The sequence below is a fragment of the Streptomyces sp. NPDC059248 genome (assembly GCF_042753905.1).
Classification (GTDB): Bacteria; Actinomycetota; Actinomycetes; order Streptomycetales; family Streptomycetaceae; genus Streptomyces.
Map to the genome: position 1 here is coordinate 1 of NZ_JBHYZV010000013.1, position 21,383 is coordinate 21,383.

Consider the following 21,383-nt stretch of genomic DNA (forward strand, 5'->3'; position numbering starts at 1 on the left):
GGGTTCGTCGGCGCGGCCGGCGTCGTGGTGTGGTGGGGCCGCTCAGCGCAGGGCGCTGCGCTGCTGCCACTCCGCCCACGAGACGTTCCAGTTGCTGAAGCCGTTGCCCTGCGGCGGGACGCCCTTGTGGCCGTTGCCGGTGACGACGAACGGGTCGCCGACGCGGACCTGCTGGTAGAAGGAGGACGCCTCGCCGGTGCTCATACCGATACAGCCGGAGCTCTTGTTGGCGCGGCCGAAGTACGCGGCGTTCCAGGGCGCGGCGTGCGCGTACATCCCGGACCAGGTCAGCCGCATCGAGTAGTCGACCATCTTGTTGTACGCGTCACCGAGACCGACGGTCTCGGAGTTCATGTTGATGGTGCCCTCCTTGGACATCAGCACCGTGGTGCCGCCCCAGGAGCGCTTCTCCCCGCCGGGAGTGCCGGCCGAGACGGGGATCGTCCGGACCTTCTTCCCGTCCCGTTCCAGGGTGAGCTGCCGGTTGTCCAGGTCCACCTTCACGATCTGGGCGGAGCCGATGGTGAAGGAGAGGTCGTAGTCGCGGGTGAAGAACCCGGAGGGGCCGGAGTCGACTCCGTTGAGCCGGGCGTCGAGGGTGACCTTCGTACCGGGCTTCCAGTACTCCTTGGGCCGCCAGTCGACGCGGTCCTTGCCGTGCCAGTCCTTGACCCAGCCCCAGGAGCCCTCGGTGTTGTTGTCGGTGGTGACCTTGAGGGCCTTCTCCACCGCGGCCTTGTTCTTCACCGGGAAGTCGAAGGCGAGGGAGACCGGGTGGCCGACGCCGATCGTCTTGCCGATCGGCGCCAGGGTCACCTTGTTGACCTTGTCCGCCTTCGCGGTGGAGAACGTCCCCTTGCCGGTGCCGGTGGTCCCGCCCTCGGTCTTCGTCGCCGCGGTCACCTGGTAGCTGGTGCCCGGGGCGGCCATCCGCTCCGAGGTCCACACCGCGCCGTCACCGGAGAGCTTGCCCTCGAACTTCGTGCCCTTGCCGTCGGTCACGGTGACGGAGGTGATGCTGCCGCCCTTGGCGGTCACCCGGATCGGCTGACCGGCCTTCACCCCGGATCCGCTGGGCGACACCGACAGGGTCGCCGGCTTGTCCCCGGCCTTCGCCGAACCCGCCTTGCCGTCCGAGCCCGATCCGTCGGAGGAGGAGCAGGCGGTGAGGGCGAGCGGGGCGAGTACCGCGGCCGCCACGGCGAGACGCGTGGTGGGACGGCGCAGGGGAGGCACGGATATCGGGCGCAACGGAGACCTCCGTCAGGAGCGGGGATTCACGTCTCCGGCAGGTGCCGGAGACGGACGAATCCGATGTCGGTGAGTCGGTGTATCCCGCCCACGGCGGGTCGGCAGGCCGACGAGTTCGCGATCCCTGGATCGCGACACCTGTACGCCTGTGCACCGTTTCGGGGGACATCCATGACTCTAATGCCGAAAAACGGCAGGTGAAGGCCCCAACGCCGATGTAACGGTCACTGATGAGAAACGGTCATCGTCCTGTCACATTCCTCTCGCGGTACGGACATCGGGCGCTGCCGGCACCCGTTTTGTGCCCCCGGGCGGGGGCGCTCGGGGGACTCGCGGATCCGGGTGGAGCGCGTCCACCGGCGGGTGCCTCCGGACGCCGGGACATCCGGCGCGCGGGCGTACGGGTTGCGCGGGGTACCCTCCAACACTCGACCCCTCGGACCGCTCCTGGTGCTGTGACCGGGAAGGTTCTCGCCGAGGGGGCAGATCGTGGAGACGCCGGGGGAATGGGAGAGACCGTTGGGCGGGGACGCCGACCGGGCGCTGGGCCGGGTGCTGTGGATATGTCCGGCGCGCCGGTGAACCGGGCGGGCGGGCTCGTGCCCGGCTCGCGCGAGGGCGCACCGGGCGGGGGAACGAGACCGCCCCAAGACCCGGAACGGGCAGTGGACGCGGAACGGCCGGGTCCGCCCAAGGAGTCAGCGTCGGTCGCGCGCAGCGGTGCCGTGATGGCGGCCGGTTCCCTGGTCTCCCGGATCACCGGCTTCGCCCGCTCGGCGATGGTGGCGGCGGCCCTGGGCATCGGGCTGGTCGCCGACGGGTACGCGGTCGCCAACGCCGTCCCGACGATCGTCTACATGCTGCTGGTAGGTGGGGCGCTCAACGCGGTGTTCGTGCCCGAGCTGGTCCGGGCCGCGAAGGAGCACGCGGACGGCGGGGCCGCGTACACCCAGCGGCTGCTGACCGTCTGCGCCGTAGCCCTGCTGCTGATCACGGGAGTCGCGGTCGCCGCCGCGCCGCAGATCGTGGCGGCGTACACCGGTTACTCCGGGGCGCAGGCCGAGATGACGGTCGCGTTCGCCCGGTACTGCCTGCCGCAGATCTTCTTCCTCGGGCTGTTCACGGTACTCGGCCAGGTACTCAACGCCCGGGGCCGGTTCGGCGCGATGATGTGGACGCCCGTCCTCAACAATCTCGTCGTCGTCTCGGTGTTCGGGCTCTATCTGGCGACCAGTGACGGCGGGGCCCTGACCCCGGCCGAGACGGCGCTGCTCGGCTGGGGCACCACGGCGGGGATCGCCGTCCAGGCTCTGGCGCTGGTCCCGTCGCTGCGGCGGGCGGGCTTCTCCTGGCGGCCCCGATTCGACTGGCGGGGCAGCGGGCTGACCCGGCCGCTGCGGGCGGCGGGCTGGCTGGTCCTGCTGGTCCTCTCCAACCAGGCGGCCTACTGGGTCGTCACCCGGCTGGCGACGACGGCCGGACGGCGGGCGGCGGACGCGGGTATCGACGGCGGCGCCGGGTTCAGCGCGTACGCCAACGCGTACACGCTGTGGGCCGTTCCGCACGGCATCATCACGGTGTCGCTGGTGACGGCGCTGCTGCCGCGGATGAGCCGGGCCGCGGCCGACGACGACCCGGCGGCGGTACGGCGCGATGTCTCCTACGCCCTGCGGACCACCGGGTCGTTCATCGTGCCCGCCGCCTGCGCCCTGCTGGCCCTGGCCCAGCCGATCATGACGGTGGTGTACGGCCACGGGCGCACCGACCCGGGCGATGTGGCGCTGATGGCGGGCATCCTGATGGCCTTCGCGCCGGGCCTGATCGCGTTCTCCGGTCAGTACGTGCTCTCCCGCGCCTTCTACGCGCTCTCCGACACCCGGACCCCTTTCCTGCTCAATCTGGTGGTCGTGACGGTCAACGCGGGGCTCGCGGTGGTGGCGTATCTGCTGCTCCCGGCGCGCTGGGCGGTCACCGGGATGGCGGGGGCGTACTCGGTGGCCCTGCTGGCGGGCTGGGTGGTGACGGCGGTGGTGCTCCGCCGTAGACTGGCGGCGACCGCGGGCGGTTCCGGTCCCGGGCGGGCCGGCCGGTGGTGGCGTTCCGCGTCGGCCGGGACGCTCGCGCGGCTGCTGGTGGCCGCCGTGCCGGCGGCGGGACTCGGGCATCTGACCGCCCGCGCGGTCGGCGACCCGGCCGGTGCCGTGGTGGCCGGAGCGGCGGGTGCCGTGGTCGTCCTGGGGGTCTTCGCGGCGCTCGCCCGCCCGCTGCGGCTGACCGAGCTGGACGCCGCGGTGTCCGGTGCCGTACGACGGTTGCGCGGGCGATCCGGCGCGGAACGGAACGGCGCCCGGTGAGCACGACCGGGCGGCGGGCCGCCGCCCTGACGGCTGTCGGGGCGACGGCGAAAGCCCGTGGTACCCGCCGGGGTCGACCCGGCGCGCACCACGGGCGGGCGGTTCAGAGACCGCCGGTGTAGAGCAGCCGGTTCGGTGAGGTCTTGCTCACCGTCAGCGTGTCCTTGGTGGACTGCTCGGACAGCCAGTCGGCGATCTGCTCCGGGGTGGCCGACGGGTTCGCGGCCTTGTAGAGGAGCGCGACCCCGGCGACGTGCGGGCTGGCCATGGATGTGCCGTCGAGTGCCGTGCTGCCGCCGCCGAGCTTCGCCGAGATGATGGCGCGGCCGGGGGCGTAGATCCACAGGCACGGGCCGAAGTTGCTGAAGTCGGTCTCCAGGTCCTCGTGGTCGGTGGCTCCGACGGTCACCACCCGGCTTGCGCCGGCGGGTGAGACCTGGCAGGCGTCGCGTCCGTCGTTCCCGGCGGCGACGACGGGCAGGACGCCCCGGAGGGAGAGGTTGGTCGCCGCGTTGTTGACGGACTGGTTGCGGTCGCCGCCGAGTGACGCGTTGACGACGGCGGGCTGACGGGCGTTCTGGGCGACCCAGTCGAAGCCCGCGATAATGCCCGACCAGGAGCCCCGTGCGTCGCAGCCGAGAACCCTGACGCTGACCAGCCGGGCCTGCCGGGCGACACCGTAATTGGTCCCGCCGACCGTTCCGGCGACATGGGTGCCGTGGCCGTTGCAGTCGGCGCCGTTGCGGCCGTCGCCCATGGCGTCGAAGCCGCGGACGGCGCGCCCGCCGAACTCGGGGTGCGCGAAGTCGATCCCGGTGTCGATGATGTAGGCCGTGGCGCCGACGCCCGTCCCGCTGATGTTGAACTGCTGGTTCAGCGGGAGATAGGGCTGGTCGATCCGGTCGAGGCCCCAGCTGAACGCCTGGAAACGGTTGTCGCGGGGGGCGACGGGTCCGGCGGACGCCGTGCCGTCCTCCTCGACGGCTTCCACGGCGGGCAGCGCCCTTACGGCCTTGAGCTGGGCGGTACTGAGTTTGGCCGCGAAGCCGTTCAACGCCGTCGAGTAGGTGAAAAGGGGTTTGAGACCGGGCACGGCCTCCTTGACGGCGGCCTCCGGGCTCGTCCCCTTCTTGAGGGTGACGATGTACTGGCCGGGGATGGGCGCGGGGGCCTTCCGCAGCGGAGCGGGTTCGGCCCGCAGCGGACCGGACGGACCCGGTTCGGGCGCGGCGGACGCGCTGCCCGCCGCCGACAGGGTCGCGGCGGTCATCAGTGCGATGAACGACGCGGCGCAGGCACGGAGCCTCGTTTGCGTTGACATGGTCCGACCCTGACAAACCAAGATCAACAAGTCTATTACCGTACGTTTCATTCACTGCACTGCGTTACGCCACCGGGGTCCGATAGCCCGATCGGCGGGTACGGCTCCGGCCCGGGCCGCCGGGCCGCAACTCCGGGCCCGCCCGTAACTCCGGGGGTACGGTTCCGGGCCCGGGCCCGATGTGGTGTCAGGACGGCCCGCCGGCGCGGTCGCCGTCCGGGCGGCCAATCCCGGCGGAGCCTTCCGCCGCGCGCGTCCCGTCACCATCGGCGTCACCGTCACTGTCGGCGGCAAGCGCGGCCGCGGTGCGGGTGATGTTGCGGGCCATACCGCCGAACACCACCGCGTGGAACGGCGCGACACTCCACCAGTAGGCGTGCCCCAGCAGACCGTGCGGGTGGAACAGGGCCCGCTGCCGGTAGCGGGTCCGCCCCTCCCCCAACGGTTCGCACCGCATCTCCAGCCACGCCAGACCCGGCAGCCTCATCTCGGCCCGCAGCCGCAGCAGCCTGCCCGGCTCGATCGCCTCCACGCGCCAGAAGTCGAGGGAGTCCCCGGTCCGCAGCCGGGCCGCGTCCCGGCGGCCCCGGCGGAGCCCCACCCCGCCCGCCAGCCGGTCGAGATGGCCGCGGATCGCCCAGGCGAGCGGCAAGGAGTACCAGCCGTTCTCGCCGCCGATGCCCTCGACGACGCGCCACAGCGCGCCGGACGCCACGTCCACGACACGCTCGCGCTCGTCGCTGTAGAGGCTGCCGCCCGCCCAGTCGGGGTCGGTGGGCAGCGGGTCGCTGGGGGCGCCGGGCACCGAGGCGGAGGACCAGCGGGTGGAGACCTGCGCCTCCCGGACCCGGCGCAGCGCCAGTTCCACGGCGGTGTCGAAGCCGAGGGGATGGCCGGGCGAATCGGGTACGTAGCGGGTGATGTCGTGCTCCCGGCAGACGACCTCGTGCCGCAGCGACTCGGTGAGCGGCCGGGCGATGGAGCCGGGGACCGGGGTCACCAGGGAGACCCAGAGGCTGGAGAGCCGGGGGGTGAGCACCGGTACGGGCAGGATCAGCCGTCGCGGCAGCCCGGCGACGGCGGCGTATCGGAGCATCATCTCCCGGTACGTCAGCACGTCGGGTCCGCCGATGTCGAAGGTCCGGCAGACCTCGGCGGGCATGCTCGCGCTGCCGACGAGCAGCCGCAGTACGTCCCGTACGGCGATGGGCTGGATCCGGGTGCCGACCCAGCGGGGGGTGACCATCACGGGCAGCCGCTCGGTGAGATAGCGCAGCATCTCGAAGGAGGCGGAGCCCGAGCCGATGATGACGGCGGCCCGCAGCACGGTGGTGGGCACACCGGACTCCAGCAGGATCCGGCCGACCTCGGCGCGGGAGCGCAGATGCGGCGAGAGTTCCTCCTCCGGGACCCCGGCCGGGGTGAGCCCGCCGAGATAGACGATCCGGCGCACCCCCGCGGCCCGCGCCTGCTCGCCGAAGATCCGGGCGGCGCGGCGGTCGGTCTCCTCGAAGCCCTTGCCGGTGCCCAGGGCATGGACGAGGTAGTACGCCACGTCCACGCCCGTCATCGCGGCGGCGACGGACTCGGGGTCGGTGACGTCGCCCCGGACGATCTCGGCGCGGTCGGCCCAGGTGTGGTCGCGGAGCGCGGCGGGTGAGCGGGCCAGACAGCGGACACGGTGTCCGGTGGCGAGCAGTTCGGGGACGAGGCGGCCGCCGATATAGCCCGTGGCCCCGGTGACCAGGCAGTACGGGCCTTCGGCCGGCTTCGGGTCCGGGCTCATGATGCCTCCGTCGGGTCCGGTTCGTACCTCTGATCCCTATCACGCGCGGTCCTCATCGCATCGGACGAGCGGAGGTCGGCGGATTCGAATGTTCCCAACATCCGGATGTTGGGAGTATCTTGATACTCCGATGGGTAGATCCATCGACGAGGTGACGAAGAGGAACCGAGGAGAGGAGCCGCCGATGGTCCGGTTGACCCGGGCACAGCAGCAGGAGCGCACCCGCGCGGCCGTCCTGGCGGCGGCGCGCGCGGAGTTCGCCGAGCACGGTTACGCGGGGGCGAAGGTCGACCGGGTGGCCGAGCGGGCCGAGCTGACGCGGGGCGCGGTGTATTCGAACTTCCCCGGCAAGCGGGCGCTCTATCTGGCGGTGCTCATAGGACAACTCGACGGCTCGGACACCGGTGCGGAAGCCGACGGCGGTGGCGGTGAAGGTGGCGGTGGTGACGGGCCTCCGGCGGTGTCGCCCGCGGGGGTGGCGGAGGCGCTCGGGGCCTTCGCGAGGGCCCGGCTGGGGCGGCTGCCGCTGTCCGACGGCCGTCCGGACGCGGGTCACGCGCTCCGCGGCTCGATGGCCGGGGTCCTGGACGACGAGCGCTCCCGGGAGGTGTGGGCACGGCTGACACGGATGGAGGCGCTGCTGCTCGGGCTGACACTGGAGTCCCGGGCGCCGTCACCCTCGGGGGGCCCGAAGGAGCGGCAGGTCCGGCGGGCGGAGCTGGCGCTGCGGCTGCTCAACGGCGCCGCGGGGGCGGACGGTCCCGCGGGTGACCACGGCGACCACGGGGATCCGTTCGACACGGCACTCGCCTGCGCCCATCTCGCCGGTCTCGGGCTCCACGACAGCTGGCGGCCCCCGCATCTGCCGCATATCACCCCGGCGCGACCGGTCCGGGAGGTGTGGAGACCTCCGGCCGGAGCCGCGGATCTGCTGACGGGCCGTCCGGTGGATCTCGCCCGGGACGGAGTGGTCGCCGTCCTCGGGACGGAGCGGCTCGGCGCGGCGGAGGAGGCGGTACGGGTCGCGGGGCCCGGGGAGTCGGTCACTCTGGCCGTGGTCACGGACGATCCCGAGGGCATCGGCCGGCTGGTGCGGCTGCGGATCGGTGAACTGGCGCACGGGCTGCGGAGGGTCTTCGCGCCCGGTGATCTGCCGGGAGTGCGGATCGTGCTCGACGAGGGTGCCGGTCTCTCGTCGGCGGCGGGGGTGCCGGAGGCCGACGACGGCACCGAGGCGGCCGTCCGGGTCCGGGGCGCCGAGGTGGTCGCCCGCGCCCGGGGCAGAGGGGCCGCGCTCGCCCTGGCTGCGGTGGGTGGCGCCGAAGGGACGGACGGCGGTCCCGGGGCCGGTTTTCGGGAGGGCGCCCGGTGATCCCGCCGCCCGCGCCGTACCGCACCGACACCGGGCCACGGGTGCTCCACACCCTGCGGTGTGCGGGGTTCACCCCGCTCGCCGGAGTGGCGGTGGCGACCGGTCTTTCCGTGCCGGAGGCCGAGTCGGCGCTGATCGATCTGGCGGTCGCCGGCTGGGTCAGCCGGGCCCCCGGCGAGCTGGGCGGCGGCTGGGGGCTCACGGAGGACGGCCGGGCCGAGGATGCGCGGCTGGTCGCCGGTGAGCTGGCCGCGAGCGGCGCCCGGCCCGCCGTATCGGGGGCGTACGAGGACTTCCTGGTCCTCAATCCGGAGCTGCTCGACCTCTGTACGGCCTGGCAGCTGCGCCCCGGGGACGGTGCCCCGACGGTCAACGACCACAGCGATCCGGTGTACGACGCGCGGGTGCTCGGGCTCTTCGTGGAGCTGCACGAGCGGGCCCTGCCGGTCTGCGACCGGCTGGCGGCGGCGCTGGAGCGGTTCGGGAGATACCGCGTCCGGCTCGGCGACGCGCTGCGCCGGGCCCGGTCCGGCGAGCCGGACCAGCTGACGGACACCACGTCCTCGTACCACACCGTGTGGTTCCAGCTCCACGAGGACCTGCTGACGACGCTGGACCTGTCCCGCCACGGATGAGGGAGCACGACTCCGGCCCCGCGCCCCGGAAACCGGGCGCGGGGCCGGGAGAGACGAGGTAGGCATGGTCTGGATCCATCCGATCGCGGCCGGGGTCGATCGGCCTCCGGAGGTGATCGGCGGCAAGGCCCACGGGCTGATCGCCCTGCGGCGTCTCGGGCTGCCGGTGCCGCCCGGGTTCGTCGTCACGACGGCGGCGTGCCGGGCCTTTCTTCGCGACGGCCGGTTCCCGCCCGGGCTGCGGGCCGAGCTGGACGCGGCCGTCGCCCGGCTGGAGGCGGAGACCGGGCGGGCCCTCGGGGACGCGATACGGCCGCTCGTGGTCTCCGTGCGCTCCGGCGGCGCGGTGTCGATGCCCGGCATGATGACCACGGTCCTCGGCGTCGGCCTCACCGCGCGGGCCACGGCGGGGCTGCTGGCGGAGACGGGCGACGCCCGGTTCGCCGTCGACTCCAGGCTGCGGTTCCTGACCGGTTGGGCCACCGGGGTCGCCGGATTGAGCCGGGAGTCCGTGGACCGGGCCGCGTACGGCGGGCCGGTGGCCGGGGCCGCCGCCACCACCGACCGGGGCGACACGGTCGACGCGGACGACGGGGGCACGGTCGGCACGGTGCCCGGTATCGTCCGGGCGGTCGCCGCCGGGTGGGACGTCGACCGCCTGGTACGGGCCCGCACGGGCGGATCGGTCCCCGACGACGCGGGGGACCAACTCGACCGGGCCGTCGCCTCGGTGTTCTCCTCGTGGCGCACCCCCCGGGCACGGACCTACCGCGCGCTGCACGGCATCCCGGACGACCGGGGCACGGCGGTGGTCGTCCAGGCGATGGTGTTCGGCAACCGCGACGGACGCAGCGGTACGGGGGTGGCGTTCAGCCGCTCCCCCACCACGGGCGCGCCCGTCCCTTACGGCGATCTCCTCATAGGCCACCAGGGCGACGATGTGGTGTCCGGCCGTACTCCGACCCGGCCGCTGGGCGAACTCGCCGACCGGGAGCCGGGGGTGTGGGCGGGGCTGCTGGCCGCCCTGGACCGGCTGGAGGAGCACTATCGCGACGCCTGTTCCGTGGAGTTCACCTACGAGTCGGGGGTGCTGCGGCTGCTCCAGGCACGGCCCGGGGGGTTCGCCGGGCGGGCCGCCGTCGCCGTCGCCGTCGATCTCGCCGAAGCGGGGGTGATCGACCGGGCCGAGGCGGTCCTGCGGATATCCCCCGGCGCGCTGCGGGACGTCCGGACGCCCAGGATCGTCCTGCCCGCACCGGATGAAGTCCTCACCCGTGGTCTTGGCGCTTCGCCCGGGGTCGCGGTGGGACGGCTGGCGACCTCCGCCGAGAGCGCCGTACGGCTGGCGGCACAGGGGCCCGTCGTCCTTGTACGCCCCGAGACATCACCGGCGGATCTGTCCGGCCTCGCCGTCGCCGCGGGGGTCGTCACCGCCCGGGGCGGCACGGCCAGTCACGCGGCGGTGGTGGCCAGGTCCCTGGGGCGGGCCGCGGTCGTGGGTGCCGCACGGCTGACGGTGGACGCGTCGGGCGCGCGGGTGGTGACGGCCGGCCGGGTCCTGTCCGAGGGCACGCTGATCGCGCTGGACGGGACCGGCGGCGAGGTCGTCCTGGGCCGCCCTCGGGTCGAGACGGCCGCCGCGGATCCGCGTCTGGAACGGCTGCTGCGATGGGCCGACGGCTTCGCCGGCGGGGACGGAGAGGGGGACCGTACCGGGGATGGCGCCCGGGGCCGTACCGAAGCCGAACGGCTGTCCGCCGCCCGGGCCGTGCTGCGGGGCACCGGCTGACCGGCCGGGGGCCCGGCGCACGAGGCACCGGGCCCGGGCCCTCGGGGGACCGTCACCGCCGGGGCGGCCGGGTCACGCGAGGCGCGTGGTAGCGGAGGAGCGTCAGAGGGTCGACTTGAACAGCAGCCGGTTGGGGGTGCCGCTGACGTTGCCCCGGATCGCATTGGCGGTGCTGTTGTTGATGATCCAGTTGTTGACCGTGGGGCTGGACGCCTCGCCGTACGCGCCCTTGTAGAGCGCGGCGACACCCGCGACGTGCGGGGCGGCCATCGACGTACCGCTCATGCTGGTGGTGCCGCCGCCCATTCGGGTGGAGACGACGCCGACACCGGGACCGTAGAGGTCCGTGCAGTTGCCGAAGTTGCTGAAGCTCGCCTTGTTGTCGTTGGAGTCGGAGGCGGCGATGGACAGGGCGCCGGGGGCGCTGGCCGGGGAGTAGTTGCAGGCGTTCTGGTTGTTGTTGCCCGCCGCGACGGTGGTGTGGACGCCGGAGTTGGCGAGGGCCGTGGCGGCGTTGTTGAGGGCGGCCGAGTAGCCGCCGCCGAGGGACGCGTTGGCGACGGCGGGCTTGGCGGCGTTCTGCCGGACCCAGTCGAAACCGGCGATGATCGCGGAGAAGGAGCCCGAGCCCTGACAGTTGAGGACCTTCACACCGCGCAGCTGGACGCCCTTGGCGACACCGTAGGTGGCACCGCCGACGGTGCCCGCGACATGGGTGCCGTGGCCGTTGCAGTCCTGGCCGTTGCCGCCGAAGGCGTCGAAGACGTTGCGGGCCCGGTTCCCGAAGTCGGGGTGGGCGGTGTAGATGCCGGAGTCGATGATGTACGCGGTGACCCCGGCGCCGGTGCCGTTGTACGTGTAGGTGGTGTTGCGGCCGCTGCGCTGGTCTATTCGGTCGAGGCCCCAGGGCGCGTTGTTCTGGGTCGCGACGGAGACGACCTTCTGGTCCTCCTCGATGGAGGCGATCCGCGAGTCGGCGCGCAGGGCGGCCAGTTCGCCGGAGCTGAGGGACGCGGAGAAGCCGTTGATGACCTCGTCGTAGACGTAGTCGGTTCTGATGGACTTCGCGTCGGCGACGGCGGCGGCGTCCGCCCCGGCCTTGACGGTGACGATGTACTGGCCCTTGATCTCCGTGGCCGTGGGCGCCTGGGCGACCGAGACCAGAGGCGTGGGGTCCGGTGCGGGTGCGGCGGTGCCGGTGCCCGGCAGCAGGGCGATGGGGAGGGCGAGACCGAGGGTTCCGGCGGCAAGAACGCCGATGTGGGGAGAGCGCATGGAGGGCTGACACCTTTCGTCGTCCGGCCGCGGGGGTATCGAACGGCCGGTGTGTGGGGGAACGCGCCCGGGCCGCGGAGTACGGGATGGGGAATGCGGGGTACATCCCGGGACCGACGACGGACGGGGCGCGGAAGGTGGGGCAGCTCGCCGCACGGGGCGGCGGAGGGTGGTGGTGCGCGTGGGACACACAGCGGGGGGTGGGGAGCGGACGGCGACGAGGACCGTCCGGAAGTCCGGTCCGCCCCCTACCTCGTGAGGGGGCGTCGAACAGCTGTCGGCACGGTGGACCCCAGCGGGATCGCCGCTTTCCGGGACTCCGTGTCCGCTGTGCGTGCGACAACTTACCGGCTCGGCCCTGACTACACCATGGTTGAAATGAGCATGACCGTTGGGCATACTGGCGCCCCGCGCGGGCGCGGAAAGCAGGGCCGGAGAGCTCTGCTCATGGATTCGAATCCGCCATCATTCGGGACCTTTTGACGTTGCGTCAGTTCACGACGTCGACCTTCCGGTAGTCACACGGGGCGCGGTACGGCGCCGGCGCGACGACCGGCATGAGGACCGGCACGACGACAGGCACGACGCCTGCGGCGCCGACCTCCGGACGCAGTACGGGCGAGTAACACCGAGGCGGGCGGGGCTCCCGGGGCGGGCGGGTCAGGGGTGCCGTCCCACTCCCGCACAGACGGAATTTGCTGGTGTAGACCTCTTGTCCGCCCTCGGGGCCGTCGCTACGTTGCTGCTCGCCACCGTCGACCGGGTGGCATCCGTACCGAAGGTCCCGTTCGTCTCCGTCACCCCCCTCTCCTTTCCCAAGGGAGTCATCCGTGTTAAGACGCACCGGAATCGTTCTCGGCACCGCCCTGGCAGCGGCGGCGCTCTCCCTCGGCACCGTCCCTGCCGCCTCGGCCGCCCCCGCCGACGCCGGGACCCCCGCCACCACCGCGCCCACCGGGGCAGGCACGACCGCGGCGGTCCCCTGGCCGTGGCGGATCCACGGCACCTATCCGACCCTGGAGTCGTGCCAGGCCGCGGGCGTGGCCCGCGAGCCCATGTGGGGCAAGGTCTGGTGGTGCAGCCAGAACGGCTCGGGCTACTTCGACCTGTGGGGCCACGCCTGACGAACGGCACCGGAGCCCGCGGACCACCACCCACCCGTGCCGCACTCCCCCGGGCCCCCGCCCCGGGGGAGTCTTCGCCGGCGCCCCCCTGGGGCGGGGTCCCGGTACGGTGCTCGGAGGAACCCCCTCCACCACGGCGTCCGGAAGTTGTATATTCCGGAAATGTTCGTGCACTCCATCGCCCAGTCGATCGTCGACGACGTCGTGACCCGGCTCGGGGTCAGGGTGAACATCATGGACGAGCACGGGGCGATCATCGCCAGCAGCGACCGCTCGCGCGTGGGGACCGTACACGAGGGTGCCGTACGGGTGCTGCGCACCGGCGCGCCCCTGTCGCTGACCCGCGAGGCGGCGCGGAACCTCGGAGGGACCCAGGCGGGCGTCAATCTGCCGCTGCGGGTGGACGGCCGGATCACGGGAGTGGTCGGGGTCCGCGGCGAGCCGGACGAGGTCGGTGAGATCGCCCGGGCGGTCGCCCGGCTCGCCGAGCTGATGATGATGCGGGAGACCTTCGCGGGCGAGGTGGGCTGGCGCCACCAGGTACGGCGGCAGACGGTCGGCGATCTGCTGGCCGGACGGCTGACCGAGGAGGGCTGGCGGCAGGGACAGCAGCTCGGCGGCTGCCGGGTCCAGGCCCCGTTCGCACTCTTCGCCGTCCGCGGCGGCGGCCTGACGGCGCACGGCGAGCCGCGCGAGCCGTACCGGCTGCTGGAGGCCGACGAGCGTTCGGCCCTGATCGTCCCCGACGGGACGGGGACGGTATGGATCGTGAGCGGCGGCAGCGACGCGGTCGCCCTGCGCTACCGGCTGGCCCGGCTCTGCGAGTCGGATCCGGCCGCCGGGGTCCTCGACGCGGGCCGGACCGAGGACTTCGCCACCCTGCTGGAGCGTGCCGAACGCGCCCGCCTCGCCCTGCGGCGACCGCTCACCGGCGAGGTACAGCTGGCCGATCTCGAACTGGTGGTCCTGCTCGGCAGGCTCGACGAGGACGTCAGAACGGCCGCCGCCGGTCGCGTACTCGGCCCCCTCTCCGCCGAGCTCCGCCGCACCCTTCGGGTGTACTTCGACCACAACCGCGGTATCTCCGACTCCGCCGACCGGCTGCGGGTGCACCGCAACACGCTCGCGTACCGCCTGGGCAGGATCGCCGAGCTGACCGGCCGGGATCCCCGGGTCTTCCAGGACGCCGTCGTCCTCCAGGCGGCGCTGTATCTGGACGACCCCGCGTAGCCCGCCCGTCACCGGCGGCGCCGCGCTCCCCACCGGCTTCCGCGAACGTTTATGCACGGTGCATAAAAACACCCGGCGAACGGCGGGGAAAATCCGTTCACCGGGCCAGTACGCGGACGTACCCGCAGTGCCTAGAGTGCCGTCACGGCTCATCGAAGGGCCGGAATCTCCCCATTTTCTGCGGAAGGCTTCTTTTGTGCGTGTGGTGCTCGCTCCCGATTCCTTCAAAGGCAGTCTGACCGCGGCGGAGGTGTGCGCGGCGCTGGAGGCCGGGGTCCTGCGTGCCGTACCCGGTGCCGAAGTCGTACGGATACCCATGGCGGACGGCGGCGAGGGCACCCTGGACTGCGTCGGCGCCGCGACCGGCGGCAAGGAGGTCCTGCTCGACGTCGAGGACCCCCTCGGGGCGCCCACCACGGCCCGCTATCTGCTGGACACCGACCGTGCCGCCGCCGTGGTCGAACTCGCCGCCGCCTCCGGACTGCCCCTGGTCGACCCCGCGCGGCGCGATCCGCTGCGCGCCGACACCACCGGCACCGGGCGGCTGGTCGCCGACGCGATCCGGCGCGGCGCCCGCTCGGTCCTGGTCTGTGTCGGCGGCAGCGCCAGTACCGACGGCGGTACGGGGCTGCTCCGCGCCCTCGGATTCCGCTTCCTCAGCCGCTCGGGCGCCGAACTGCCCCCCGGCGGCGGCGCGCTCGCCGAACTCGACCGGATCGACACCGGTGGCGTCCCGGCGAATGTCCGTCGTACCCGGTTCCGGATCGCCTGCGATGTGACCAACCCGCTGATCGGCCCCCGCGGCGCGGCGGCGGTCTTCGGGCCGCAGAAGGGCGCCGGACCCGCCGAGGTCCGCACCCTCGAACACGGGCTGACCCGGCTGGCGGACGTACTCGCCGAACACACGGGGGTCGCCGTCCACGACGTACCGGGCGCCGGGGCCGCCGGCGGTACCTGCGGCGGCATGCTCGCGCTCCTGGGCGCCGAGGCCCTGCCCGGCTGCGAACTCGTGGCGGACGCCGTCGGGCTGCCCGCCGCACTCGACGGGGCCGATCTGGTCCTCACCGGCGAGGGCCGAATCGACGACCAGAGCGCCGGGGGCAAGGTCGTCTCCCTCGTCGCCCGGCTCGCCGCCGGTCGCGGTATCCCCGCCGTGGCCCTGGCCGGCCAGGTCGTACCGCCCCTGACCGATCTGCACGCCCTCGGTCTGACCGCGGCGTTCAGTATCGCCGACGGCCCCCGCGCGCTCGCCGACATGAGCGAGTCGGCATCCGGGCTGCTGGCCGCGGCCGCCGAGCAGGCGGTCCGGCTGCGTACGGCCTGACCCCGCACGGCGACCGCCCGGCCCGCGGGCCCGTACGACCCCGGAGTCGTCACCCCGCCGCGTGAGCGACGCCGTCCCACGGGAAAGCCGCCGTCCCGCAGGCAAACCCCGTCCCGCGTACGAACCGCCGTCCCGCGGCGACCGTCGCTCCGTCCTTTCCGCACCGTCCCCAGGTAGGAGTCCCATGAGCCACACCGGCCCCGCCCTGCTCGCCGCCCTGGCGGCCAGCATCGGGTTGATCATCGTCCTGTGCGGACGGTTCCGTCTGCATCCCTTCCTCGCCATCGTGCTGTCGACCTATGCGTTCGGGCTGCTGGCCATGGGCATCGGCGCCGTATCGGGCGCCGACCGGAAGTTCGTGGACAACCTCGCGGGAACGATCGCCGAGGGCTTCGGGTCCATCCTGGCGAGTATCGGCCTCGTCATCCTCTTCGGCACCGTCATCGGCAAGGTGCTGGAACGGACGGGAGCGGCCGTCACCCTCGCCGAGGGCGTCCTCAAAGTCGTCGGCAAACGCCATCCGGCCCTCGCCATGTCCCTGATGGGCTGGGTGGTCTCGGTACCGGTGTTCTGCGACTCGGGGTATGTGGTGCTCTCCCCGCTCCAGCGGTCCATCGCCCGCAAGACCGGGAAGAACCCCGTCGTCCTCGGTACGGCGCTGGCCACCGGGCTCTACGCGTCGCACACCTTCGTCCCGCCGACCCCCGGGCCGATCGCCGCCGCGGGCAATGTCGGGATCGGTTCGGACGGGCTGATCTGGGTCATCCTCTTCAGTATCCCCGTCTCCCTGGTCGCCGCGGGCGCCGGTCTCGTCTGGGCGCTGCGCCGCACCAACGATCTGGAGAGCAAGCTGCCCGACGCCCGGCAGACGTTCGAGGAGTACAAGTCGCAGTTCGAGCGGCTGCCGACCATGGGCCGGGCGCTGGCGCCGATCATCGTGCCCATCGTCCTGATGGCGATCGGTTCCGTGGCCGCCTTCCCGTCCGGCGGGGGCACCCTGGTCGACGGCGTGTTCGGCGCCTTCCTCACCGATCTGGGCAACCCGGTGAACGCGCTGCTCATCGGCGTGCTGCTGGCGCTGGGCCTGCTGCCGCCGCGCCGGGACGCCAAGGCCCTGACCACCTGGGTCGCCGAAGGGCTGGTGGACGCGGCGCCGATTCTGGTGATCACCGGTGCGGGCGGCGCCTTCGGCGCGGTCATCAAGGGGACCCCGATAGCCGACTACATCGCGTCCCTCATCGGCGACGGCTCCTCCGTCAGCGGGGTGACGGCGCTGCTGGTCCTGTTCGGGCTCGCCGCACTGCTGAAGACCGCACAGGGCAGCAGTACCGCCGCCCTGATCATCACCTCCACCCTCGCCCAGCCGCTGCTGCCCGCCCTCGGGCTGGACGGCATGATGGGGTCCGTGCCGATCGGCCAGGTGATGGCGGTTCTCGCCATCGGCGCCGGTGCCATGGTCGTCAGCCATGTCAACGACTCTTATTTCTGGGTGGTCTCGCAGTTCTCCGGGATGGATGTGAAGACGGCCTACCGTGCCCAGACGGCGGCAACCCTCGTCCAGGGGCTCACGGCCCTGGCGTTCGTCCTGGTCCTCGGCGCCGTATTCCTGTGACGGTACGTCAGTAACCACACGGGCGGCGGTCGGTGATCCCACCGGCCGCCGTCGGCCGTTCCCGGGGCCGGCGCGGCCCCGACCGGCGGACGGGGTGCGCGACGAGGTCCGGAGGGCACCGCTCAGGTGCCGAAGGTGCCGGAGGAACCGAAGGAGCCGAAGGAACCGAAGGAACCGGAGGAACCGAAGGAACCGGAGGAACCGAAGGAACCGGAGGAACCGAAGTAGCCGGACAGCCGGTCCAGCAGCTCGGGGGCGGACGGCGGGCTGATCCGGGCCGCCAGATAGCCGTCGGGGCGGATCAGGAACGCCGTCGGCTTCCGCGCGCCGTACTGCCGCGCGAACTCGCCCCGGGTGTCGCGGAGCACCGGCAGCCGGGTCCCGGGCGCCGGGTCGCCGTCGGCGAGCACCAGGCAGATGTGGAGCAGCCCCCGGGACGCCGCCCGGGCCGCCCCGGCGGGCTCGGCCAGCGGGTCGCCGTCCGCGCCGACGCCGCTTTCGGGGTTCCCGTACAGGACGAGTACGTGGTCGCGCTCGCGCAGCAGGTCGTACAGCCGTAGCGGATAGGCCGCGATGTCCCGGGTCAGTCCGGCGCAGTCGGGTGCCCGGTCGCCCGGCTGGGGTCCGTCGCCGTCCGGGTCGGGCGGCCCGACGAGGGGGCTCCCCCGGTAGGAGACGAGGAGTTGGGCCTCGCGCAGGAGTACGGTCCGGGGGTCGTCGGGGTCGGCTCCGACGCCCTCGGTCGCATGCCGCACCGTACGTCCGACGACCTCTTCGCCGACGGGCCGCCGCTCGGTGTCGTAGCCGTCCACCAGCCCGGCCGGGGCGGCGCCTTCGAGCGCCATGGCGATCTTCCAGGCCAGGTCGACGGCGTCCTGGATCCCGGTGTTCATGCCCTGCGCGCCGGTCGGCGGATGGATGTGCGCGGCGTCGCCCGCGACGAGGACCCGGCCGTCGCCGTAGCGGTCGACGATCCGGTGGCTGATGCGGAAGACGGAGGACCAGCGGGCGGCGGAGGCCGTCACGGGCCGTGGGGAGAGCCGGTCGAGGACCCGCTGGACGTCGTCGAGTCCGGGCCCTGTGCCGCCGTCGAGGCCGTGGGCCACTCCGTCGCCCCCCTCCGGCCCCCGGCGCCCGGCGAGTTCGGGCGGCGCCACCATGGACACCCGGTAGCGCCCGGGGCCGGGCAGTGGAACACACACCAGGAGGTCGTCGGTACCGTCCGCGCCCGCCCGGCTCGCGCGCACCGCGTAGCCGGGCGGCAGATCCCAGTCGAGGACCACATCGGCCAGCATGTACGCGGCCGGGAACGCCCCGCCATCGAATCCGAGTCCGAGCGCTTTGCGTACGGTGCTGTGCGCGCCGTCGCACCCCACCAGATAGCGGGTCCGCAGCTCTTCGTCCCGCCCGGACGGGCCGGTCAGCCGGCTGGTGACCCCCTGGCCGTCCTGGGTGAAGGAGACGAGTCCGACACCGCGTTCGACCCGGGTGCCGAAGCGGGCCAGATGGGCGGCGAGCACGCGCTCGGTCTCGTACTGCGGCAACGCGGCGAAGCCGTACGGCACCTCGGGCGGCAGCACCAGTTCGATCCTGGCCCGTTCGACGCCGTCGGCGTAGGTCAGCTGTCCGCGCAGCGGAACGGCCGCGTCCAGCATCTCCCGCACCATTCCCGCGCGGTCCCACATCTCCAGAGTGCGCGGCTGGATCCCGATCGCCTTGGCATAGGGCTGGGGTGTGGTGAGCCGGTCGACGATCCGGCAGGAGACACCGCGCCGCCGCAGCTCCCCGGCGGCGGTGAGCCCGACCGGACCCGCGCCGACGACGAGGACGTCCGGTCGATCGGCGCGTACCACGGGCGCCTCCAGATGACGGTCCCCCGCGGCCCCTCTCGTCCTTCCATGGTCGTCCTCCGGCCCGCTTCCGGCCACCGCTGTGGACACCGTCAAGGGACCCACGGGCGGGTCCCGGCGCTATGGCAGACTCACGCCCATGCGGCCGGATCTCGACCTTCTGCGGAACCTGATCGACACGACGCCGGATATCGTGCCCCGGCCCGGATCGGGGAAGTCGCCGTCCGCCGTGCGGGCGGCGGAGTCGGTCGTCGGCCCGCTGTCGCCGTCGTACCGCTGGTGGCTGACGGTGTACGGCGAGGGGAGCGTCGCCCGGCAGGAGATCGCCACCGTGGGCCCGCTCCACCACATCGCCGCCGAGGACGTCACCGACGGCTGGTCCGGCGGCGACCGGCTCCGCTTCCACCAGGACGGCGACTGCGGTGACACCTACGCCTTCGCGCTCGACGCCGCCGGACCGGACGGCGAGCATCCGGTGGTCCGCCGGGACCCCTTCACCGGGGACGAGGAGCCGTTCGCCGACTCCTTCGCCGGATTCCTGACGGTACGGACGGCTCTGCTCGGCGGGCTCCGGGAGGGGCCGAACCCGACCGTGGCCCGGTTGTGGCGGGCTACACCGGGCGTCGCTCTGCCCGGCGGCGCCACGGTCTACGGCCCGCGGGCGCTGCGCGCGCGGAACGACGCCCACGAGGTGGCGGCCCGCGCGCCGCACTGGGTGCTCGTCGGCGACGACGGGGCGGGCCGGGGGCTGTTCATGCGGCGGCACGGCCGGGACCGTACCGCCGTCCACCGGCTCGGGCTCGACGCCTTCCGTACCGTCGACGGGGACATCGGCGCCGTCGGCGAGCACCTCACCGACGATCTGCTCGGCTGGATCGCCGGCGCGCGGGCCGGGACGGACACCGCGCCGGCGGGCCGGGCGGGCGGACCGGCCGCCCCGCCGGGCCGGGGGTGCTCAGCCCGCGAACCGCGCCATCCACGCCTCCACATCGGCCGCGGACCGCGGCAGCCCCGCCGACAGATTCTCGTTGCCGTCCTCGGTGACCAGCAGATCGTCCTCGATCCGGACGCCGATGCCGCGCCACTCCCCGGGGACGGTGAGGTCGTCCGGCTGGAAGTACAGACCCGGTTCGACGGTGAGGACCATGCCGGGCTCCAGGACCGCGTCGACGTACTCCTCGTTCCTGGCCTGCGCGCAGTCGTGGACGTCGAGGCCGAGCATATGGCCGGTTCCGGCCATGGTGAAGCGGCGCTGGAGCCCGAGCGCGTACGCCCGGTCCGCCGGGCCCTCGATGAATCCCCACTCCACCAGCCGCTCCGCCAGGTACCGCTGGGACGCCTCGTGGAAGTCGCGGTAGGCCGCGCCCGGCTTCACGGCGGCCATTCCGGCTTCCTGCGCCTCGTACACCGCGTCGTACACCCGGCGCTGTACGGGGGTGAAGGTGCCGCTGATCGGGAAGGTCCGGGTCACATCGGCGGTGTAGAGGGTGTGCGTCTCCACTCCGGCGTCGAGGAGCAGCAGGTCACCGGGGCGTACCGGGCCGTCGTTGTCCGTCCAGTGCATGATCGTGGCGTGGTCGCCGGCGGCGCAGATCGAGCCGTAGCCGACGGAGTTGCCTTCGAGGCGCGCGCGGCGGAAGAAGGTGCCCTCGATCCACCGCTCGGAGGACGCGACCGCGCCGGACAGCTCGCCGATCGCGTCGGTGAAGCCGCGGACGGTGGAGTCCACGGCCTTGCGGAGTTCACCGATCTCCCACGCGTCCTTGACGGCGCGCAGACCGCTCAGCGCCTCCTCCAGCTCGGCGTCGCGCTCCTCGTCGGTGCTGACGGCGGCTTCCAGGGACGGGTCGACGCCGCGGACGATCCGGGTCGGCGCGCCGGATCCGGCGGCGAGGTCGTCGACGGCCGTACGGACGTCGCGGCAGGGCAGCCCGAGTACGGTCTCCGCCTCGGCGAGCGACCGGCGGCGGCCCATCCACAGCTCCGCCGTGGGGCCGGTCCAGAACTCGTCGTCGTTCCGGCTGTCGCGCGGCAGCTGATAGCAGTAGGCGTCGTGGCCGCCGTCCGCGCGGGGTTCGAGGACGAGGGCGCCGTCCCGGGCCCGGTCGCCGGTCATATGGACATAGCCCGAGTACGGCCGGAACGGGTAGGTGTCGTCGTTGGAGCGGACCTTCAGGCCCCCCGAGGGGACGATCAGGCGCTCGCCCGGGAAGCGCGCGGAGAGCGCGGCACGGCGGCGGGCGGCGTACGGCGCCTGCTCACCGGGCGCCAGATCGTGCCGCTCTGTGTCCGCCCAGCCCGTCCGCATCAGGGCGGACAGCTCGGGGGAGATCCCTGAGTAGAGACCGTTCTTCCGGCCTTTCGCCATGTCGTACACCCTTTCCTGGTGGATTTGTCACCGGAGGCGCCGGCCGCCGGTGCGGCTCTTCCGCCGACCGGGCGACCGCGGTCGCCGGCACG

General features: G+C 73.2%; 15 protein-coding genes. 8 read left to right on the plus strand and 7 right to left on the minus strand.

Annotated features, from left to right (window positions below; genetic code table 11):
* Positions 1-42 precede the first annotated feature (42 nt).
* Positions 43-1,251, minus strand: coding sequence for an Ig-like domain-containing protein (locus tag ACFXG1_RS07760; protein WP_384741581.1), 1,209 nt, complete (start codon positions 1,249-1,251; stop codon positions 43-45).
* 506 nt (positions 1,252-1,757) lie between these two features.
* On the opposite strand from ACFXG1_RS07760, the gene murJ reads away from it, so the two are divergent.
* Positions 1,758-3,605, plus strand: coding sequence for a murein biosynthesis integral membrane protein MurJ (gene murJ / locus ACFXG1_RS07765; protein ID WP_384741583.1), 1,848 nt, complete (start codon positions 1,758-1,760; stop codon positions 3,603-3,605).
* Between the two features lie 103 nt (positions 3,606-3,708).
* On the opposite strand, the gene ACFXG1_RS07770 is transcribed toward murJ, so the two are convergent.
* Positions 3,709-4,926, minus strand: coding sequence for a S8 family peptidase (locus tag ACFXG1_RS07770; RefSeq protein WP_384718850.1), 1,218 nt, complete (start codon positions 4,924-4,926; stop codon positions 3,709-3,711).
* 187 nt (positions 4,927-5,113) lie between these two features.
* Positions 5,114-6,712, minus strand: a complete 1,599-nt coding sequence (locus ACFXG1_RS07775) for an SDR family oxidoreductase (RefSeq protein WP_384741585.1) — start codon at positions 6,710-6,712, stop codon at positions 5,114-5,116.
* A gap of 184 nt (positions 6,713-6,896) precedes the next feature.
* Here ACFXG1_RS07775 and ACFXG1_RS07780 point away from each other — a divergent pair, with 184 nt between their 5' ends.
* From ACFXG1_RS07780 to ACFXG1_RS07790, 3 genes are all read left to right on the plus strand, one after another.
* Positions 6,897-8,084, plus strand: coding sequence for a helix-turn-helix domain-containing protein (locus tag ACFXG1_RS07780; protein WP_384718846.1), 1,188 nt, complete (start codon positions 6,897-6,899; stop codon positions 8,082-8,084).
* Positions 8,081-8,719 (plus strand): transcriptional regulator, encoded by a 639-nt coding sequence (locus ACFXG1_RS07785; RefSeq protein WP_384741588.1) that lies wholly within the window; start codon positions 8,081-8,083, stop codon positions 8,717-8,719. The genes ACFXG1_RS07780 and ACFXG1_RS07785 overlap by 4 nt, the downstream gene beginning before the upstream one ends.
* A 64-nt stretch (positions 8,720-8,783) precedes the next feature.
* Positions 8,784-10,508 (plus strand): PEP/pyruvate-binding domain-containing protein, encoded by a 1,725-nt coding sequence (locus ACFXG1_RS07790; RefSeq protein ID WP_384741590.1) that lies wholly within the window; start codon positions 8,784-8,786, stop codon positions 10,506-10,508.
* Positions 10,509-10,610: 102 nt separating this feature from the next.
* Here the strand turns inward: ACFXG1_RS07790 and ACFXG1_RS07795 are convergent, their stop codons facing one another.
* A complete protein-coding gene (locus ACFXG1_RS07795; RefSeq protein WP_384716769.1) occupies positions 10,611-11,783 on the minus strand; it encodes a S8 family peptidase in 1,173 nt (390 codons plus the stop codon).
* An 830-nt stretch (positions 11,784-12,613) separates the two neighbouring features.
* Between ACFXG1_RS07795 and ACFXG1_RS07800 the strand changes: the two genes are divergently transcribed.
* From ACFXG1_RS07800 to ACFXG1_RS07815, 4 genes are all read left to right on the plus strand, one after another.
* The gene (locus ACFXG1_RS07800; RefSeq protein ID WP_384716772.1) at positions 12,614-12,907 is read left to right on the plus strand and encodes a hypothetical protein; all 294 of its coding nucleotides are present in this window, start codon (positions 12,614-12,616) and stop codon (positions 12,905-12,907) included.
* Positions 12,908-13,069: 162 nt separating this feature from the next.
* On the plus strand, positions 13,070-14,137 hold the full coding sequence (locus tag ACFXG1_RS07805) for a CdaR family transcriptional regulator (protein ID WP_384716775.1): 1,068 nt from the start codon (positions 13,070-13,072) through the stop codon (positions 14,135-14,137).
* Positions 14,138-14,342: 205 nt separating this feature from the next.
* Positions 14,343-15,461 carry a glycerate kinase gene (locus ACFXG1_RS07810; RefSeq protein ID WP_384741593.1) on the plus strand — a complete coding sequence of 373 codons (1,119 nt, stop codon included), beginning with the start codon at positions 14,343-14,345 and terminating at the stop codon, positions 15,459-15,461.
* 184 nt (positions 15,462-15,645) lie between these two features.
* Positions 15,646-17,073, plus strand: coding sequence for a GntP family permease (locus ACFXG1_RS07815; protein WP_384741595.1), 1,428 nt, complete (start codon positions 15,646-15,648; stop codon positions 17,071-17,073).
* Positions 17,074-17,195: 122 nt separating this feature from the next.
* Here ACFXG1_RS07815 and ACFXG1_RS07820 read toward each other — a convergent pair whose 3' ends face one another.
* From ACFXG1_RS07820 to ACFXG1_RS07830, 3 genes are all read right to left on the minus strand, one after another.
* The gene (locus tag ACFXG1_RS07820; RefSeq protein ID WP_384722211.1) at positions 17,196-18,926 is read right to left on the minus strand and encodes an FAD-dependent monooxygenase; all 1,731 of its coding nucleotides are present in this window, start codon (positions 18,924-18,926) and stop codon (positions 17,196-17,198) included.
* Positions 18,927-19,043: 117 nt separating this feature from the next.
* Entirely contained in the window at positions 19,044-19,352 is a 309-nt protein-coding gene (locus ACFXG1_RS07825) for a hypothetical protein (protein ID WP_384741597.1), read from the minus strand.
* A gap of 526 nt (positions 19,353-19,878) precedes the next feature.
* Positions 19,879-21,291: an aminopeptidase P family protein gene (locus tag ACFXG1_RS07830; RefSeq protein WP_384741599.1), complete on the minus strand. Its 1,413-nt coding sequence runs from the start codon at positions 21,289-21,291 to the stop codon at positions 19,879-19,881.
* Positions 21,292-21,383 lie beyond the last annotated feature (92 nt).

Excerpts from the sequence above, each read along its gene's own strand:
- murJ (WP_384741583.1), top strand. The coding sequence starts at position 1,758 with ATGGGAGAGACCGTTGGGCGGGGACGCCGACCGGGCGCTGGGCCGGGT.
- ACFXG1_RS07770 (WP_384718850.1), bottom strand. The coding sequence starts at position 4,926 with ATGTCAACGCAAACGAGGCTCCGTGCCTGCGCCGCGTCGTTCATCGCA.
- ACFXG1_RS07775 (WP_384741585.1), bottom strand. The coding sequence starts at position 6,712 with ATGAGCCCGGACCCGAAGCCGGCCGAAGGCCCGTACTGCCTGGTCACC.
- ACFXG1_RS07780 (WP_384718846.1), top strand. The coding sequence starts at position 6,897 with ATGGTCCGGTTGACCCGGGCACAGCAGCAGGAGCGCACCCGCGCGGCC.
- ACFXG1_RS07790 (WP_384741590.1), top strand. The coding sequence starts at position 8,784 with ATGGTCTGGATCCATCCGATCGCGGCCGGGGTCGATCGGCCTCCGGAG.
- ACFXG1_RS07795 (WP_384716769.1), bottom strand. The coding sequence starts at position 11,783 with ATGCGCTCTCCCCACATCGGCGTTCTTGCCGCCGGAACCCTCGGTCTC.
- ACFXG1_RS07805 (WP_384716775.1), top strand. The coding sequence starts at position 13,070 with ATGTTCGTGCACTCCATCGCCCAGTCGATCGTCGACGACGTCGTGACC.
- ACFXG1_RS07815 (WP_384741595.1), top strand. The coding sequence starts at position 15,646 with ATGAGCCACACCGGCCCCGCCCTGCTCGCCGCCCTGGCGGCCAGCATC.
- ACFXG1_RS07830 (WP_384741599.1), bottom strand. The coding sequence starts at position 21,291 with ATGGCGAAAGGCCGGAAGAACGGTCTCTACTCAGGGATCTCCCCCGAG.